The following is a 15,545-nucleotide window of genomic DNA, read 5'->3' as shown; positions in this document are numbered from 1 at the left end:
CGCGTCGTGATCTGCGGCTCCCCCGCCGTCAGTCCCGGATCGTCTTCATGTCGCGTCTCGCCGCCTCCGCCTGCCTCGCCGCCCTTCTGATCGCGAGCGCCTCGCCCGGAGCGGCCCAGACCGTCAGCCCGCGTGGCCCGACCACCCCCGACATCGGCGGCTTCCCCGACAGCCCCCTGATCCCGGCCCCGACCCAGGAGACCTATCCCGGCGTCATCAAATACGAGGTCGACGCCACAGACCTCGACCACCGCGTCATCTCGGTGCGCCAGACCATCCCGGTCGCCAGCCGCAGCCTGACGCTCCTCTATCCGAAGTACCTGCCGGGCAACCACGCCGACTCCGGGCCGATCCAGCTGTTCGCCGGCCTGACCCTGACCGCGAACGGCCAGCGCGTCGAATGGCGCCGCGATGCCGTCGACCCCTACGCCTTCCACATCGACGTGCCCGAAGGCGCGACCGAGATCGTCGCCGAGTTCCAGTGGCTGACCCAGCCCGACAACGCCGTCTGGCGCGTGGTCATGACCCCGTCGATCGTCAACATGGAGTGGGAGAAGGCCCTGCTCTATCCGGCCGGCTACCGCTCGACCGGCATCACCTTCGCCCCCAGCATCAAACTGCCCGAGGGCTGGCAGTACGGCGTGGCCCTGGAGACGACCTCGTTCGAGAACGGCGTCGCCACCTTCGCCCCCGTCGATCTCTACACCCTCGTCGACAGTCCGATGTTCGCGGGCGAGCACTATCGCCGCATCGACATCGACGCCGACGGCGAGGACGTCCACCTGAACATCGTCGCCGACACGGCCGCCAACCTGGCCCCCACCGACGAGCAGATCGGCTTCTACACCGACATGGTGACCCAGGCCGACCGCCTGTTCGGGTCGCGCCACTTCGACAAATACGAGTTCCTGCTGGCCCTGACCGACCAGCTCGGCGGCATCGGCCTGGAGCACCATCGCAGCTCGGAGAACACCGCCGGTCCCAACTTCTTCACCAGCTGGGGCGCCTCGGCGGGCAACCGCGCCCTGCTGCCGCACGAATACACCCACTCCTGGAACGGCAAGTTCATGCGGCCTGCCGACGAGCTGACCGCCAACTACAACGTCCCGACCGAGAACAGCCTGCTGTGGGTCTATGAGGGCCAGACGGAATACTGGGGCGATGTCCTGTCGGCCCGCTCGGGCCTGCACACGAAGGAACAGGCCCTGATCGGTCTCGCCGACCGCGCCGCCTTCTACCAGAACCAGCCGGGCCGCGAATGGCGGAACCTGCAGGACACCAACAACCACAATCTGCTCGGCTATCGCGTCCCCGGCCAGTGGGCCTCGTGGATGCGCGGAACCGTCGACTACTATGACGAAGCCGCCCTGATCTGGCTGGACGCCGACACATTGATCCGCGAGCTCAGCCGCGACCGGAAGTCGCTCGACGACTTCGCCCGTACCTTCTTCTCTCCCGAAGGCACGGACGGATCGTGGACGCCGCAGGGCTATACCTTCGCCGACGTCGTCGCGGCCCTGAACGCGGTCCAGCCCTACGACTGGGCCACCTTCCTGCGCACCCGCCTCGACGCCGCCGGCCCGGACGCCCGCGCGCCGCTCGACGGGCTGGAGCGGGGCGGCTATCGCCTGATCTATGTCGAGGAGCCGAACGCCGACGAGAAGGCGATGAACGGCAATTGGGGCTCGGACTTCCGCTATTCCCTGGGCTTCAGCCTGACCGGCCCGACCCAGCGCATCAGCGCCATCCAGTGGGGCGGTCCGGCCTTCGAAGCCGGCATCGGCGTCGGCTGGGACCTGATCGCCGTCGGCGACCGCGTCGCCACGCCTGAGGTCCTGCGCGAGGCCGTCACCGCCGCCAAATCCGGCGAGGCCCCCATCCGCCTGATCCTGAAGAACGGCCAGCGCATCCGCACCCTCGAGCTCAGCTACACCGGCGGCCTGCGCTACCCGCGCCTCGAGCGGATCGAGGGCACGCGCGACCGGATCGGCGACATCATGACGGCGCGGGGGCGGTAGGGCCTCTCCCTTTCGTCATCCTCCGGCCGAGCGAAGCGGAGACCGGGGGACAAGGAAGTTCGCCGCCTCGGTATTGCGGTCGGCGCAAGGCTGGCGGGCGGACGTAGCCAACGTCCGTCAGGGCTGGCTACCAGACACGAAAACGGCCCCGTCTGTCGCCAGACGGAGCCGTTCCTCAGACTACCGGTATGCCGATCAGGCCGTGAGCTGACGACGCTGGATATAGAGGGCCGCACCGCCCGCGAGAAGAAGGCCGAACAGGATCATTGCCCATTCCGACAGGGTGGGGATGGCCGACAGGTAGGTATAGTTGTCGGCCGCCGTATTGGCCGACGTCCCGTCCGGCGTGGTGACCCGCACATCAACCACACCCGCGAAACTGCTGATCGGAGTCGTGGCCGTGATCTGGGTGGCGCTATTGACAGTGAAGCTGCTGGCAGCTCTTCCGCCGAAGACGACGGCGGTGGCGCCCGTCAGGTTGGTACCGGTGATCACGACCGTCTGGCCGCCCGAGCCCTCGCCGGAGGCCGGTGCCAGGCTGGTCACGGTCGGCGTGGGAGTGCTCGAAACCACCACCGTGCTTGCGACGAAGGCGTTCAGCTCGGCGTCCGTGGCACAGGCCCCGGCCGGGCCGGTCGGGGTATAGGTCAGGCTGCCGCCCAGCGGATAGGCCGCCCCGTTCGAGATCCATGTGCCACGGTTTCCCACCGTGGACACATAGAGGAAGCCTTGGGTGCTGATGCCGCTGATGCACCCGCCCGCCGAAATCGTTTCGACCAGAACATCACCCGAAGTGTATCGCCGAATGCCGACCGAGCCTTCGGCTGGGCCGCCGTTGTCGAAGAACTGGATATAGTCGGTGCCGAGCGTGTAGCGGGTGAAACCCGTGTCCGGCAACGGACGGGCGAAGCTGGACACCGTGAAGGTGTTGCCCGTGACCGGATTGGCGGGGCTGCGCTGGACGTCATAGACTTGATCTTGGCCGTATTTGCCGGTGATCAGACCGCCCGTGACCTGGGCAACACCCGCCGTCGCATACAGCGAGATCGCCATGCCGAAACACATGGCAATGGCGTGACGGAGTCGCCGCCCGAAACTCGTCTTGAACATGAAACCATCCCCCTGAGGCCCATAGCGCGGCCATTAATCATTGGTCAGCCATACATTGCGGGCCGTCGAGCGCAATCCTCGGCTTCCGGCAAAGGGACAAATCCGGTAGCTTGACCTTAATGCGCCGGCACGCTGTTCACCGGACCTTGGACGACCGACTTCGGGGCTGTGGGTTCGAATGACCTGAAACAAGGCCGAGCCCGAGCGACCGCCACGGCCCGGGCTACAATCGCACCCCGAGGGCCTTCAGGTCACGGATCATGCGATAGAAGGCCGAGACGATCGCCGCCGCTCCGGCCCGGATTTCAGGTCCATTCATGTAGTCGATACTGACAAGGAAGCCGCCTCGCAGACGCGTGAGGCGGCCCGCATCCACCAGATCATGGGCTTTACGGCGCACCAGCTTTTCGCCCAAGCCGGTCAGTCGGGCGACCTGAGCGATGGAGGCCGGTGCCTGAAGGGAATCAGGCATCGGGCTTTTCGCTTTCGAGAAAAGCCAGGCCTGCTCCGGATCGAGCCTCCAGGCCGCGCTGTTGGCCATGATGAATCCGGTAGAGACCTGGCCCATCACCCAGTCGTCGCCATGCTGCGCATTCGCCTCGACCGCACTGCCCAGGTAAAACTCGGATATAACGCGCGAGACCAGCCGCCGCGGTGACCGGGTCGAAAGCGAGGGCATGAAATGGTCCTGGATCACGACCGCGCTGGATTCAACGGCCTCACCAAGGACTACGCTGAAATCGAAATTCAGTGATTTGAGGCTGGCGATCATCTCGCAAAAACTGCGCCAGAGCCTGTCGTCCATGGCCACCACTAAGTCGGACAGGAGCACCTCCGTCGGCACGATCACGCCGCCTTCTTTTTTCACCACAAGGCCTTCGCCTATCAGCGCGTTGACATTCTCCCGGGTGGTCTCGAACGGCCTGTGCAAGGACTGGGCGAGGCCGAGAATGCTGACCGGACGCCGCTCGCTCTCCGGCGCAATCTGGTCCAGCCGTGCGTAGCGCCAGGTCCGAACGGCCGACCGGGTGATGTGCTGGACATTGGCCGTAACGATGGCCTTGAAGAAGATCGCACGCGGGAGGCTGCCGAACGTCCGGATGCCTTCCGCCGAAATCGCCAGCAGAAATTCGCACCCGGCCCGGGAGATCACGCGGGACGGCGCCTCGGGAGAGTCCGGATCGATCCGGCCGGCCGGCCAGGACCTCTCTACCCCTCGGTCGATCATGCGCCTGCCCTCCGGGCGACAAGCTTGACAGTAAATTTTCCATCTGGAAACGCCGGGTCTGGTTCTGGACGACACCGGCGAACGGGCCTTGCCGGCCAATGTCCGGGAGGACGCCTGTCCTCGGCTACCGGGCCGATCCCCACCTTCCTTCAGGGCCCGGTTCAGACAGCCCGGACCACCAAAACAAAAAGGGCCGAGGTTTCCCCCGGCCCTTCCCAGAATAACCCGTGAGGGGTCTTCTTACTTGATCTGCACCTTGGCGCCGGCTTCCGTCAGCTTCTTGGCGACTTCGTCGGCGTTCTGCTTGGAGACGTTCTCGACGACGTTCTGCGGAGCGCCTTCGACCAGGTCCTTGGCTTCCTTCAGACCCAGGTCCGAACGCACGCCACGGACTTCCTTGATGACGTTGATCTTCTTGTCGCCACCGTCCAGCAGGACGACGGTGAACTCGGTTTGCTCTTCGGCGGCTTCAGCCGGAGCGGCGGCGCCGCCACCGGCGGCGACGGCCATGGCGACCGGAGCGGCGGCGCTGACGCCCCACTTTTCTTCCAGCAGCTTGGACAGTTCGGCGGCTTCGAGGACGGTCAGCGAGGACAGGTCTTCGACGATCTTGGACAGGTCGGCCATATCAGTAGTTCCTTCGGAGGATGGGGTTGGTTTGGATGTTTGCAGAGATGGAAGAGGCTTGGCTCGTAAGCGCGGGGCTTACGCGGCGTCCTTCGTGGCGTACGCGTTGAACACGCGGGCCAGTTGGGCGGCCGGGGCTTGCGTGATGCCGGCGATACGGGTCGCAGGCGTATTGAGCAGGCCCAGGAACGAAGCGCGGATCTGATCCAGCGACGGCAGCTTGGAGAGAGTCTCCACGCCCTTCGCGTCCAGAACCTTGTCACCCATGAAGCCGCCCAGAACGACGAACTTGTCGTTGCCCTTGGCGTATTCGGCGGTGACCTTGGCGGCGGTCACGGCGTCGGGTGCGAAGGCGATGCCCACCGGACCCTTGAACAGGGCGTGGTGTTCGGAACCTTCAGCGGCGTCGAGAGCCTTCAGCGCCAGGCGGTTCTTGACCACCTTGAACGCTCCGCCGGCGGTGCGCAGACGGCCCCGCAGGTCTTCCATTTCCGCAACGGTCAGACCCAGGTTGTGGGTCACGACCACGGCGCCGGCGTCGGTGAAAACGCCCTTCAGCGTTTCGATCGACTCGGCCTTTTGTGCGCGGTCCATTGCGGTCTCCAGTCTTGAGGTTCGACGTCGGGCTTATTCCCGACGGCGAGTGGCCAAAGCCCAATGCGTCGCCGCATTGCGTTCAGGCCGGTAGCGATGTCCGAAAGGATGCTCTGACGGGGGTCCGTCCCGGAAACCGGGCCGACCGTTCGTCGTCTGCGTCGCTATCTCCCCACGGCGTCAGAGGGCTCTCTGACATTTATGGCCCGGGTGACCCCCAGACCCCGAAGTTCTCGGACAGGACCGTCAGGGCCGAAGCTCCGACGGGAAGGCGCGCTCTATACAGGACGGGGCGCGGAAAGCAACCGGGGCCGGTTCATGCGACGAAGGCCCCTGCTATTCGCGGGCTCCGGGTACGGCGGGCATTTGAAAGAAGATGATGTCCAGAACGTTCCGCGTGGACCACGCCAGCGCACGGCGCGTGTCGGCGGAGTCCATGTCCGTGGTCGTCACGACGCAAACATGACGAAGGTAGGGGGTCACGTCTCCAGAAACGGACAGAAGCAATACCGTCCTGTCCTCGACGGTGAATTTCCGGACGCGCAGAGGCTTTCCTGCGTGATCCTCCGCAAACTCCCCTTCGGGCGGAGCCTCCGGCGTCAGGGACGCCAGAAGACCGTCCTGGGCGAGGCCGGCAGGCACAGGGGTGCAGCGCGCATCAACGCCTGGCCCCAGGCCAGCCAACACAAGAGGCTCCCACAGCAGGACCGAGACGACGCTCGCAATCATGTAAAGCATGACAAAACTCCCGCCTCTCTTTGCGGAAAGCAACCTCAGTGGGCGCCCTTGCCCATCTCGGCCGCCGATGTCGGCCCGGGACAGTCGAACGCGGCGCAGTATTTGGCGAGGTAGTCCGCGACATAGGCCTGCATGAATGCAATCAACCCCTCGCCTTGGCGCGCGCCGACATCGGTCTGCTTGGCGGCGATGACACGGCCCTCGGGCGTCTCATAGAATTCTACGAGCGCCCGCAATTCGGCGGTCGTGAACGTCTCCGCATACTGTCGCTCCATATCGTCGATCATGACGGTGATGTGTCGCTCCATAATCGTGGGCACGTTCGCGACGTTCCAGGCCCGCTGCTCCTCCGTCAGGTTGGGCATCGCTTCCAGCTGACGGGCAACCACCTCATCCATCATCTTGTCCAGACCGTCGCGCGCCGTCGCATCGATCAGCCGTTCGGCGAGCGCCGCGCGGACCTCGATGTCGGCATCCTGGGCAAGGGCGCCCGGAGCGAGGGCGCACAAGCCGGCGGCCATAAGGGCGATCAGGATGGTGCGCACGGGGCTACTCCAGCAACGCGACAATGACGGCCGACACAATGCCACCCTGCCCGGCGGTGCAACAGTGGGTTGTGGCCACACTCAGGAAGAATGACTCGCCGCTCACGACCGGTGGGCCAGCCGGCTCGCGCGCATCGAACGCGCCCCGCCTGAGTGGGTCTCCGGCCGGACGCCTCTGTGCGTCGTCAGCCCGGGTCGCCGGTTAACGACTCCTGAAGGGGCTTGACTGAACGCGGAGTTCTGATCGATTAGCCGGCAATCGTTTGTATTTGGACAAGATCATGACAGTTCGCTTGAGGATGCCCACGGTTCGAGAGTGGGCTGCGAGAAGCATCGCCGTTTTGATGGCGCTTGGATTGCTGCTTTGCGCACCCGCATTGGCGTCGGCCCAGTCGATTACCCTGGCCACGCCGCAGCCGGGAAACAACGGTAACACTGGCGTCATGTTCGACGTGACAGCCGTGAACGACGTGACTGTCACCTCTCTTGCAACGAACATTTCGTCGGGTGCCTCGACCATAGAAATCTACGGCCGAAGCGGCACACATGTCGGATTCGAAAACAGCAACGTCGGCTGGACACTCCTGGGCACCGCGGGAGCTCTTGCGGTCGGGGCTAACCAGACCATTCCCGTCACCCTGAACGTCGCAGTTCCCGCCGGCCAGACCTATGCATTCTATATCCATACCGCTGGGACTGTCGGGTACCGGAACGGAACCAGCGTGGGCGCCGTCGACGCTTCGGACGCCAATCTGCAAATCAGGCAAGGGCGAGGCGTGGGTGCGGCCTTCGGCAATCTCATTGGCTCTCCCCGGATCTTCACCGGCAGCATTACCTATGTGACCGGTCTGGCGCCGCCGCCGGCGCCGGTGGCTGTGCCGACGATGTCGGAGTGGGCGATGATCCTGTTCGGATTGATGCTTGCCGGGGGTGCGGCTCTGTACATTCAACGTCGCCGTCTCGCCGCCTGAAGACAGGCCGGCCGGCAAGACAGAAGGGCTCCGACCGGTAACGGTTGGAGCCCTTTTCATGTCTGACCCGACTGTCCGCTCCCCCAACCAGAGGACCCTGTCAGTGTCCGTTTCGAGGAACGGCACCCGGGCTCCTGGACCCGCTCACGCCCAGCCGGCCGGCTCCCGCGCATCGAACGCCGCCCGCGCCGCCGTCACCTCTCCGATCCGCCCCTCGGACCAGGCGATCAGCGGCGTCAGCGCCCCGACCAGGGTCAGGCCCAGCGGCGTCAGGGCATACTCCACCGTCACCGGCGTCGTCGCGAACACATGGCGCGACACAAGGCCGTCGCGCTCCAGATGCCTCAGGGTCTGGGCCAGCATCTTCTGCGACACCCCGCCGATCCGCCGCTTCAGGCCGTTGAACCGCATCGGCGCCTGGGCCAGCACCTGCACCACCAGCACCGTCCACTTGTCCCCGATCCGGTCCAGCATCTGGCGGGTCGGACAGTCGGGGGCGAAGACGTCGGGCAGGCGCAGGTCGGGCGGCGGTATCTCTGCGGTGACCTGCTGACCGGAAAGTGCGTTCTTGTGCATCCGGTATGAATAGCACACCTGGTATCCATTGGATACCATAGGAGCCTTCCATGAAAGTCACCGTCCTCGGCGCCAGCGGCCGCGCCGGATCAGAGATCACCCGTGAACTCGCCACGCGCGGCCACACGGTCACCGCCGTGGCCCGCAAACCCGAAGCCATCCCGACCGGCGCCGGCATCACTGCGGTCAAGGGCGACGCCTCGGACGCGTCCGCCCTCGCCGACCTGATCAGGGGTTCGGACGCGGTCATCAGCGCCCTGCACTTCGACGTGCCGGCCGCGACCCTGCTGTCCGCGCTGAAGTCCGCGGGCGTGCCGCGCCTGCTGGTCACCGGGGGTGCCGCCAGCCTCGAGGTCGCGCCGGGCGTCCGCCTGATCGACACGCCGGAGTTCCCCGAGGAATGGAAGGTCTTCGCCATGGGCGGCATCGCCTTCCTCGACGCCCTGCGTGCCGAGACCGACATCGACTGGACCTTCTTCTCTCCCGCCGCCGTCATCGAGGAGACGCCGCGCCTCGGCACGTTCCGGACCGGGACGGATCAGCTGATCGTCGACGACAAGGGCGAAAGCCACATCGGCTTCTCCGACTACGCCATCGCCATGGTCGATGAACTCGAACAGCCGAAACACAGCCGCGCCCGGTTCACCGCCGCCTACTAGGCCGGGTTTGCGGTCACGGCGCTCGTGATTGCGGTGTCGGCGGTTCAGGTCGGCCGAAGATTGCCGTTCACGGTTACGCCCCGCGCACCGCAAAGACCGCAGTCCGCAACGAAAACGGCCCCGGAGATCGCTCTCCGGGGCCGCCTTGCGTTCAATCGTTCAATCGTAGTCTGGCGATCAGGCCGTCAGCGAGGCCGGATCGACCTTCACGCCCGGTCCCATCGTCGAGGACAGGGTGATGCGCTTGACGTAGGTGCCCTTGGCGCCGGCCGGCTTGGCGCGTTGCAGCGCGTCCACATAGGCCTTCACGTTGGCTTCGAGGGCTTCCTGGGTGAAGGAGGCCTTGCCGATGCCGCCGTGGGCGATACCGGCCTTCTCGACGCGGAACTCGACGGCGCCGCCCTTGGCGTCCTTGACGGCCTGTCCGATGTTCGGGGTCACGGTGCCGACCTTGGGGTTCGGCATCATGCCGCGCGGGCCCAGGACCTTACCCAGACGACCGACCAGGGCCATCATGTCCGGCGACGCGATGACGCGGTCGAAGTCCATGAAGCCGCCGTTGATCTTCTCGTACAGATCCTCGGCACCGACGTGTTCGGCGCCGGCCGCACGGGCTTCATCAGCCTTGGCGTCCTTGGCGAACACGGCGACGCGAACGTCCCGGCCCGTGCCCGACGGCAGGTTGACGACGCCACGGACCTGCTGGTCGGCGTGACGGGGGTCGACGCCCAGGTTGACGGCGATCTCGATCGACTCGTCGAACTTGGCGGTGGCGTGTTCCTTGACCGTCTTGATGGCGTCGGCGAACGACACCAGGGTTTCGCGGTCGACGGTGCGCGCCTGGATGCGCTTGGATGGCTTGCTCATGTTCAGCGCTCCACGATGTTGAGGCCGATGGCCTTGGCGGAACCTTCGATGATGCGCGCGGCGGCATCCAGATCGTTGGCGTTCAGGTCCTTCATCTTCTTCTCGGCGATCTCACGCAGCTGGGTGCGGGTGATCGAACCGACCGTCTCGCGGCCCGTCAGCTTGGAGCCCGAGGTGATGCCCACGGCCTGCTTGATGTAGTGGGTGGCCGGCGGGGTCTTGGTGACGAAGGTGAAGCTCTTGTCCTGATAGACCGTGATCACGGTCGGCAGGGGCGTGCCTTTGACTTCCTTCTCGGTGCGCGCGTTGAACTCCTTGACGAAGCCCATGATGTTCACGCCGCGTTGACCCAGTGCGGGCCCGATCGGCGGCGAAGGCGTGGCCGAACCGGCCGGCACCTGCAGCTTGATATAGCCCAGAATCTTCTTGGCCATTGGTCTCTCCTGTGAATGACCCCGACGGTGGTCGGGGCCGGTGAGCCGTGGTCGGGCATGGCTGCCTCCCACGGATTTACCGCATCGTCCGGCGGGCCGGGCGAAGCGAAGGCGCGCGTATAGCGGAGGCGGTGGCTCGAGTCACCTCCCTATCGCCGAAGGGCGATGGGGAGGACAGGTCGACGTCTTCGTCGACCAGGAGGGGGCGACCGGGTCTCGAAGCAGAGAATTGAAAAAGGGGCCACTCGGCATCACCGAGTCGCCCCCCTCCTGATCGCTTCGCGATCGGTCCTCCCCATCCGCCTTCGCGGATAGGGAGGTGATGACTTACGCTGCGCTCTTCTCGACCTGGCTGTATTCCAGATCCACCGGCGTCGGGCGGCCGAAGATCGACACGGCGACGCGCAGACGGGCGGCGTCCTCGTCGACGCTCTCCACCTGGCCGTCGAAGCTGGCGAACGGACCGTCGATGACCTTGACGGTCTCGCCGATGTCGAAACGGATCGTGGGCTTCGGACGTTCGACGCCCTCTTCCACCTGACCGATGATGGCCTGGACTTCACGTTCCGAGACCGGCAGGGGCTTGGTGCCGCCCGCGGCGCCAAGGAAGCCCGTGACCTTGGGCGTGTCCTTGACCAGGTGATAGGCGTCGTCGGTCAGCTCCATCTTCACCAGGACATAGCCCGGGAAGAATTTGCGTTCCGAGTTGACCTTGCGGCCCCGGCGGATCTCGACGACGTCCTCGGTCGGCACCAGGATCTCGGAGAAGCAGTCCTCCAGATCGCGCTGCTTGGCCTGGTCGCGGATATGCTGGGCGACCTTCTTCTCGAAGTTCGAATAGGCGTGGACGATGTACCACTTGTGGCGCGGGTTGGAGGCCACTTTGGTTTCGGGCGCTGCATCCGTCATGGGCGCGTCTCCTTCTTTCTTATTGGCCGAGGGCGAGGATGTAGCGCGAGGCGAAGCCCAGGCCCGTATCCACGACCCAGAAGAACAGCGCGGCGATGAACACCATGATGAAGACCATCACCGAGGTGATCCAGGTCTCCTTGCGGCTCGGCCAGATGATCTTGCGACCCTCCGCGCGCACCTGGCTGAAGAACTGGGCCGGCGAGGTGCGCGGCTTGGCCACAGGCGCGTCGACGGTGACCGTGGAGGCCGATGCCGAGGAGCCGGCCATCTGCGGCTTGGCGCCGGCGGCAGGATTGCCGGTGCGGCGTCCGCCGGGGAACTTGGACTTGGCCATGGGCTCTAGGGGTCTCTTCGTAAACGCTTGATCCTGTCCCCGCAGATGGGGATGCCCAGTCTGCGGGAACAGGGGGAAGTGGCAGGAGCTGGGGGATTCGAACCCACGACCCCCGGTTTTGGAGACCGGTGCTCTACCAGCTGAGCTAAGCTCCTAGACAATACAGAAGCGCGCCGTGGGAGAACCCAACGGCGCGTCTGCTCGCCAGACCGGGGGCTATGCCTCACACGGCGGCCTATTTCAAGGCTATTCCTCCCCCATCGGGGGAGGATCGGTTCAGTGATCCAGATGGGCCGCGACCGCTTCGGCCTCGTCTTCCTTGTTGATGACCTGTTTGAACAGCAGCTTGTCGATGCGGCGGTCGTCCATGTCGATGACCTCGACCTCGAACCGGCCCAGCTGCAGGATCTCGCCCTCGTCCGGCACGCGCGACAGCTGGTGCAGCACCAGTCCGGCCACGGTGTGGAAACCGTCCTGGTCGCCGAAGTCCTCGCCCAGCACGTCCGCCAGTTCCTCGAGATCGGTCTGGCCGTCCACCAGCCAGGATCCGTCCTCGCGCTGGCGAATCCAGGCCTCCTGGTCGTCGTGACCCTCGTCGAAATCGCCGGCGATCATTTCCAGCAGGTCGGTCGCCGTCACCACGCCTTCGAAGGCGCCGTACTCGTCGACCAGGAAGGCCATGTGGACCTTGGACGACTTCAGGATTTCCAGCGCCTTCAGCACCGAGGTCGACTGCGGGATGAAGGCCGGGGTCTGGACCAGGGCCTCGATGTCGAACGTGCCGTTGGTCAGCAGGCTGTCGAGCAGGTCCTTCTTGTGAACGACGCCCAGCGGATTATCGACGTCGTTCTCGCGCGCCACCACAATCCGCGAATAGGGGCAGTTGCGGATCTCCTCGCGCAACTCGGTCTCGGTGTCGTCCAGGGCGATCCAGAACACGTCGTGCCGCGGCGTCATCGCCACCCGGATCGGACGGTCCCCGAGCGTCAGGATCTCCTCGATCATCGTCTGTTCTTCGGGCTCGATCAGACCGGCCGAGGTGCCCTCGGCGATCATGGTCTCGACCTCTTCCTGGGTGACGTCGGACCCGTCGCGATCCTTGACCCCCATGATCTTCAGGATGCCGGAGGTGGAGGCCGTCAGCAGCGAGACGAACGGATGCAGCACGATCGCGACGGTCGAGATCGGCCCCGCCGTCTTCGACGCGATCGCCTCGGGGAAGATCAAGGCCAGCCGCTTGGGCACCAGCTCGCCCACGATCAGCGAAACATAGGTGATGCAGATGACGACCAGAGCCGTCGAGAAGATCTCGGTATAGGCGTCCAGAGCCGGGAAGGCGGCGGTCAGGATCCTGTCCAGTTCGCCCGCGATCGTCGCCTGGCCGTAGGCACCCGCCAGAATGCCGATCAGGGTGATGCCGACCTGGACCGCGGACAGGAAATGAGTCGGGTCTTCGGACAGCTTCAGCGCCACCCGGGCGCCGCGATCTCCCCGCTCGGCCCGGCTCTGCAGCTTGGATTTGCGTGACGAAACGACCGCCATCTCGGTCATGGCGAACAGGCCGTTGAGCACCACAAGGAGCAGAACGACGACAATGGCGATGAGTAACATCTAGGGGGGAGTAGACCAGCGCGGCGCAACAGTCGGCGTCCGCTGTTCCGTCCTAGCCGAACGCGTCGGATTTCGCCACGATTTCCTTGAGTCTGCCGGTCAGTGTGTCCGGCCGGCCTCGATCGAACCGTAGGCACCGCTCTGGCCATTATCCATCGACGCGCAGGCGGAGACCCCGATCAGGGTGCCGATGAACAGACCGATCCGAAGCGCGCGCCGCATAATGGTTACCAAAGTCCTAACGTCCTGAACCGAACCTAGGCCCCGCTTCGGGGTTCCGCGCAAGCCTCCGCCCCAACCGGTTGTGCGGAATGGTGAAGGTGTGGGTCGGCAGGCGACCTTCAGCCGGGCTCCACGGCGCCCAGGGCGGTCCCGCCCCAGAAGCCGCACTGGTGCCGGTCGTGGAAGGTCGCATCGACCCGATCCCCCGATGGATCGAACACGACGACCGGTCCCCCGCCCTCGCTCACACGGGGCCAGTCGGCTTCGAAGCCCGGATCATGCCCGAACCCGGCCCAGAGCCGCATCATCCGCTCCGACAGCGCCCGCTGGCTGTCCGTCCACCGGCCGGTGTCTGCGAACAGCCAGGTCGTGCCGAACACATAGGCCAGCTCGCTGGCGTGATAGGCCCCCATGTCCAGCCCGGTGATCCAGTCCGGCAGGATGAACGGCGCCTCTTCGTCAGCGAACTCGTAGCCGTAGACCGGCACGGTCCTCGCCAGCAGCCGCCTCAGGGCGTCGGCGGGACATGAGAACCGGCTGTCTGTGAAACTGCGGGCGATCGCGACCGCGGGCCCCTCTGCCCCGACCGGATAGCGCTCGAGCGCCCGCTCACCGTCTGCGCCGTAGAGCCAGACAGTCTGTCGCTGGTAGCGATCCGTGTCCCTGACCTGGACGGCGAACAGCCGGCCCTCGTCGGTGTTGGTTCCCACGATCACGGGGACCCGGGTGAAGCGACCGCTGGCGAAGGCCTCGGGCGGGCTGAGCGGCACGGTTGCGTCCGTATGCACCGGCCCCCACGACCCCGGCCCGTTGATCCCGGAGCGCAGCGACGGCGCCCGCGCGATCCGCCACGCCGGCAGCCCCCGCAAACAGGCGACCTGCCCCTGCCGGGTACACCCCAGATCGTCGGCAAACGGCGGCCCAGCCGGGACCTGGTCCTTGGCCGCGTTCAGGGATTGCGGCTCAAGGCAGGGTCCGCTCTGCAGGATGACGCGGTGGAACAGCCCCTCCGATCCCGGCGACGCCATCAGATAACAGGCGCTCCACGCCCCCGAACTCTCGGCGAACAGGGTGACGTCCCCCGGATCACCTCCGAACGCCTCGATATTCCCCTGCACCCAGCGCAGCGCCGCCTGCTGGTCCATCAGCCCCCAGTTGCCGCCGACGCCCTCCCCTTCGGCATCGAACCCCGGATGCGCCAGCCAGCCGAGCGCGCCCAACCGGAAGTTCACCGTCACCACGACCCGGTCCTGTTCAGCCGCCAGCCGCGACGGATCGTAGTTGGCCCCCGACCCGATCGTGAAGGCGCCGCCGTGCAGCCAGACCATCACCGGCCGCAGCCGTCCGGGCTCGCCGGCAGGGCCGTAGACATTGACCAACAGACAGTCCTCGGAGCCGACCACCAGCCCGCCGCCTCCGCCGAGGATGGCCTTGCGCCCCAGCGCCTGGGTGCAATCCGACCCCGGCCGGGTCGCATCCCTGACGCCGTTCCAGGCCTGGACGGGGCGCGGCCCGCGCCAGCGCAGATCGCCGAGTGGCGGCTTTGCATAGGGCACGCCGAGGAAGGCGCGGACCCCCGCGCCCTGAACCCCTCGCACGAGGCCCGCCGCCGTCCGCGCCTGCACGAACTCACGATCCGACGCGAACCGCACCCGATCGACCCCTCCCGGGTGGGTCGGCACGCAGCCGCCGAGCGCCAGTGCCATCACGGCGATCACCGCAGACCAGAATCCCGATCTAGTCATTCCGTCCGTCGGCCTCAGAAGTTGCCCTAGCTGCCGCGCTCCGGCTCGCGATCATAGACGTAGCGAGCGGCCCGATTATAGCCGCCGAAGTCTTCGCCAAAGGGGTCGTCCCGCTCAAAGTCGCGGGGGCCGTCGTCGGTGGCGGCGCAGCTGCCCACGGAACGACGCCATAAAGAAAAGGCCCCCCGGTTCGCACCGGGGGGCCTGTTCAGATCGATCCGCAGACCGGTCTTCTTTACTCGACGATCTTGGCGACGACGCCGGCGCCGACGGTGCGGCCGCCTTCACGGATGGCGAAGCGGAGCTTCTCTTCCATGGCGATCGGGGTGATCAGTTCGACGTTCAGCTCGGCGT

The 15,545-nt window shown here is 65.9% G+C and carries 19 protein-coding genes and 1 tRNA gene; 3 read left to right on the top strand and 17 right to left on the bottom strand.

The genetic code is table 11. The features are described from left to right. The first annotated feature begins 47 nt into the window (after window positions 1-47). On the top strand, window positions 48-2,018 hold the full coding sequence (locus Q0044_RS15375; protein WP_298163342.1) for a M61 family metallopeptidase: 1,971 nt from the start codon (window positions 48-50) through the stop codon (window positions 2,016-2,018). Window positions 2,019-2,213: 195 nt separating this feature from the next. Here Q0044_RS15375 and Q0044_RS15370 read toward each other — a convergent pair whose 3' ends face one another. The 6 genes from Q0044_RS15370 to Q0044_RS15345 all read right to left on the bottom strand — a co-directional run bounded on the left by Q0044_RS15370 (window position 2,214) and on the right by Q0044_RS15345 (window position 6,860). Beyond that, complete coding sequence (locus Q0044_RS15370; protein WP_298163341.1) at window positions 2,214-3,128, bottom strand: IPT/TIG domain-containing protein; 915 nt, start codon at window positions 3,126-3,128, stop codon at window positions 2,214-2,216. Window positions 3,129-3,351: 223 nt separating this feature from the next. Beyond that, window positions 3,352-4,356: a hypothetical protein gene (locus tag Q0044_RS15365; protein ID WP_298163340.1), complete on the bottom strand. Its 1,005-nt coding sequence runs from the start codon at window positions 4,354-4,356 to the stop codon at window positions 3,352-3,354. 240 nt (window positions 4,357-4,596) lie between these two features. Continuing rightward, on the bottom strand, window positions 4,597-4,983 hold the full coding sequence (gene rplL / locus Q0044_RS15360; protein WP_298163339.1) for a 50S ribosomal protein L7/L12: 387 nt from the start codon (window positions 4,981-4,983) through the stop codon (window positions 4,597-4,599). 78 nt (window positions 4,984-5,061) lie between these two features. After that, on the bottom strand, window positions 5,062-5,577 hold the full coding sequence (rplJ, locus tag Q0044_RS15355; protein WP_298163338.1) for a 50S ribosomal protein L10: 516 nt from the start codon (window positions 5,575-5,577) through the stop codon (window positions 5,062-5,064). Window positions 5,578-5,913: 336 nt separating this feature from the next. After that, on the bottom strand, window positions 5,914-6,315 hold the full coding sequence (locus Q0044_RS15350) for a hypothetical protein (protein ID WP_298163337.1): 402 nt from the start codon (window positions 6,313-6,315) through the stop codon (window positions 5,914-5,916). Window positions 6,316-6,350: 35 nt separating this feature from the next. Continuing rightward, window positions 6,351-6,860, bottom strand: a complete 510-nt coding sequence (locus Q0044_RS15345) for a DUF2059 domain-containing protein (RefSeq protein WP_298163336.1) — start codon at window positions 6,858-6,860, stop codon at window positions 6,351-6,353. A gap of 281 nt (window positions 6,861-7,141) precedes the next feature. Between Q0044_RS15345 and Q0044_RS15340 the strand changes: the two genes are divergently transcribed. Next, window positions 7,142-7,831 carry an IPTL-CTERM sorting domain-containing protein gene (locus tag Q0044_RS15340; RefSeq protein WP_298163335.1) on the top strand — a complete coding sequence of 230 codons (690 nt, stop codon included), beginning with the start codon at window positions 7,142-7,144 and terminating at the stop codon, window positions 7,829-7,831. A gap of 144 nt (window positions 7,832-7,975) precedes the next feature. On the opposite strand, the gene Q0044_RS15335 is transcribed toward Q0044_RS15340, so the two are convergent. Further along, a complete protein-coding gene (locus Q0044_RS15335; protein WP_298163334.1) occupies window positions 7,976-8,446 on the bottom strand; it encodes a winged helix-turn-helix transcriptional regulator in 471 nt (156 codons plus the stop codon). Window positions 8,447-8,457: 11 nt separating this feature from the next. Between Q0044_RS15335 and Q0044_RS15330 the strand changes: the two genes are divergently transcribed. Beyond that, window positions 8,458-9,066: an NAD(P)-dependent oxidoreductase gene (locus Q0044_RS15330; protein ID WP_298163333.1), complete on the top strand. Its 609-nt coding sequence runs from the start codon at window positions 8,458-8,460 to the stop codon at window positions 9,064-9,066. A 177-nt stretch (window positions 9,067-9,243) separates the two neighbouring features. On the opposite strand, the gene rplA is transcribed toward Q0044_RS15330, so the two are convergent. From rplA to Q0044_RS15280, 10 genes are all read right to left on the bottom strand, one after another. Next, window positions 9,244-9,933 carry a 50S ribosomal protein L1 gene (rplA, locus tag Q0044_RS15325; protein ID WP_298163332.1) on the bottom strand — a complete coding sequence of 230 codons (690 nt, stop codon included), beginning with the start codon at window positions 9,931-9,933 and terminating at the stop codon, window positions 9,244-9,246. Window positions 9,934-9,935: 2 nt separating this feature from the next. Beyond that, window positions 9,936-10,367: a 50S ribosomal protein L11 gene (gene rplK / locus Q0044_RS15320; RefSeq protein WP_298163331.1), complete on the bottom strand. Its 432-nt coding sequence runs from the start codon at window positions 10,365-10,367 to the stop codon at window positions 9,936-9,938. Window positions 10,368-10,694: 327 nt separating this feature from the next. Continuing rightward, entirely contained in the window at window positions 10,695-11,276 is a 582-nt protein-coding gene (gene nusG / locus Q0044_RS15315) for a transcription termination/antitermination protein NusG (protein WP_298163330.1), read from the bottom strand. A gap of 19 nt (window positions 11,277-11,295) precedes the next feature. Further along, window positions 11,296-11,613, bottom strand: a complete 318-nt coding sequence (gene secE, locus Q0044_RS15310; RefSeq protein ID WP_298163329.1) for a preprotein translocase subunit SecE — start codon at window positions 11,611-11,613, stop codon at window positions 11,296-11,298. A gap of 79 nt (window positions 11,614-11,692) precedes the next feature. Next, a tRNA-Trp gene (locus Q0044_RS15305) sits at window positions 11,693-11,768 on the bottom strand. Window positions 11,769-11,889: 121 nt separating this feature from the next. Next, window positions 11,890-13,224, bottom strand: coding sequence for a hemolysin family protein (locus Q0044_RS15300; RefSeq protein ID WP_298163328.1), 1,335 nt, complete (start codon window positions 13,222-13,224; stop codon window positions 11,890-11,892). 99 nt (window positions 13,225-13,323) lie between these two features. Next, window positions 13,324-13,446, bottom strand: coding sequence for a hypothetical protein (locus Q0044_RS15295; RefSeq protein ID WP_298163327.1), 123 nt, complete (start codon window positions 13,444-13,446; stop codon window positions 13,324-13,326). 119 nt (window positions 13,447-13,565) lie between these two features. Continuing rightward, window positions 13,566-15,191, bottom strand: coding sequence for a carboxylesterase/lipase family protein (locus tag Q0044_RS15290; RefSeq protein ID WP_298163326.1), 1,626 nt, complete (start codon window positions 15,189-15,191; stop codon window positions 13,566-13,568). A gap of 26 nt (window positions 15,192-15,217) precedes the next feature. Further along, window positions 15,218-15,349, bottom strand: a complete 132-nt coding sequence (locus tag Q0044_RS15285; RefSeq protein ID WP_298163325.1) for a hypothetical protein — start codon at window positions 15,347-15,349, stop codon at window positions 15,218-15,220. Window positions 15,350-15,426: 77 nt separating this feature from the next. After that, a partial coding sequence (locus Q0044_RS15280) for an EF-Tu C-terminal domain-related protein (RefSeq protein WP_298158600.1) occupies window positions 15,427-15,545 on the bottom strand: 119 nt, incomplete at its 5' end.

The organism is Brevundimonas sp., from assembly GCF_027484365.1.
Classification (GTDB): domain Bacteria; phylum Pseudomonadota; class Alphaproteobacteria; order Caulobacterales; family Caulobacteraceae; genus Brevundimonas.
Note: the sequence above shows the minus strand (reverse complement) of the source record. Positions and strands in the feature narration are given on the sequence as shown.

Coding starts and splice junctions, on each gene's coding strand:
- Q0044_RS15375 (WP_298163342.1), top strand. CDS start 48: ATGTCGCGTCTCGCCGCCTCCGCCTGCCTCGCCGCCCTTCTGATCGCG.
- Q0044_RS15370 (WP_298163341.1), bottom strand. CDS start 3,128: ATGTTCAAGACGAGTTTCGGGCGGCGACTCCGTCACGCCATTGCCATG.
- Q0044_RS15365 (WP_298163340.1), bottom strand. CDS start 4,356: ATGATCGACCGAGGGGTAGAGAGGTCCTGGCCGGCCGGCCGGATCGAT.
- rplL (WP_298163339.1), bottom strand. CDS start 4,983: ATGGCCGACCTGTCCAAGATCGTCGAAGACCTGTCCTCGCTGACCGTC.
- rplJ (WP_298163338.1), bottom strand. CDS start 5,577: ATGGACCGCGCACAAAAGGCCGAGTCGATCGAAACGCTGAAGGGCGTT.
- Q0044_RS15350 (WP_298163337.1), bottom strand. CDS start 6,315: ATGCTTTACATGATTGCGAGCGTCGTCTCGGTCCTGCTGTGGGAGCCT.
- Q0044_RS15340 (WP_298163335.1), top strand. CDS start 7,142: ATGACAGTTCGCTTGAGGATGCCCACGGTTCGAGAGTGGGCTGCGAGA.
- Q0044_RS15335 (WP_298163334.1), bottom strand. CDS start 8,446: ATGGTATCCAATGGATACCAGGTGTGCTATTCATACCGGATGCACAAG.
- Q0044_RS15330 (WP_298163333.1), top strand. CDS start 8,458: ATGAAAGTCACCGTCCTCGGCGCCAGCGGCCGCGCCGGATCAGAGATC.
- rplA (WP_298163332.1), bottom strand. CDS start 9,933: ATGAGCAAGCCATCCAAGCGCATCCAGGCGCGCACCGTCGACCGCGAA.
- rplK (WP_298163331.1), bottom strand. CDS start 10,367: ATGGCCAAGAAGATTCTGGGCTATATCAAGCTGCAGGTGCCGGCCGGT.
- nusG (WP_298163330.1), bottom strand. CDS start 11,276: ATGACGGATGCAGCGCCCGAAACCAAAGTGGCCTCCAACCCGCGCCAC.
- secE (WP_298163329.1), bottom strand. CDS start 11,613: ATGGCCAAGTCCAAGTTCCCCGGCGGACGCCGCACCGGCAATCCTGCC.
- Q0044_RS15300 (WP_298163328.1), bottom strand. CDS start 13,224: ATGTTACTCATCGCCATTGTCGTCGTTCTGCTCCTTGTGGTGCTCAAC.
- Q0044_RS15295 (WP_298163327.1), bottom strand. CDS start 13,446: ATGCGGCGCGCGCTTCGGATCGGTCTGTTCATCGGCACCCTGATCGGG.
- Q0044_RS15290 (WP_298163326.1), bottom strand. CDS start 15,191: ATGACTAGATCGGGATTCTGGTCTGCGGTGATCGCCGTGATGGCACTG.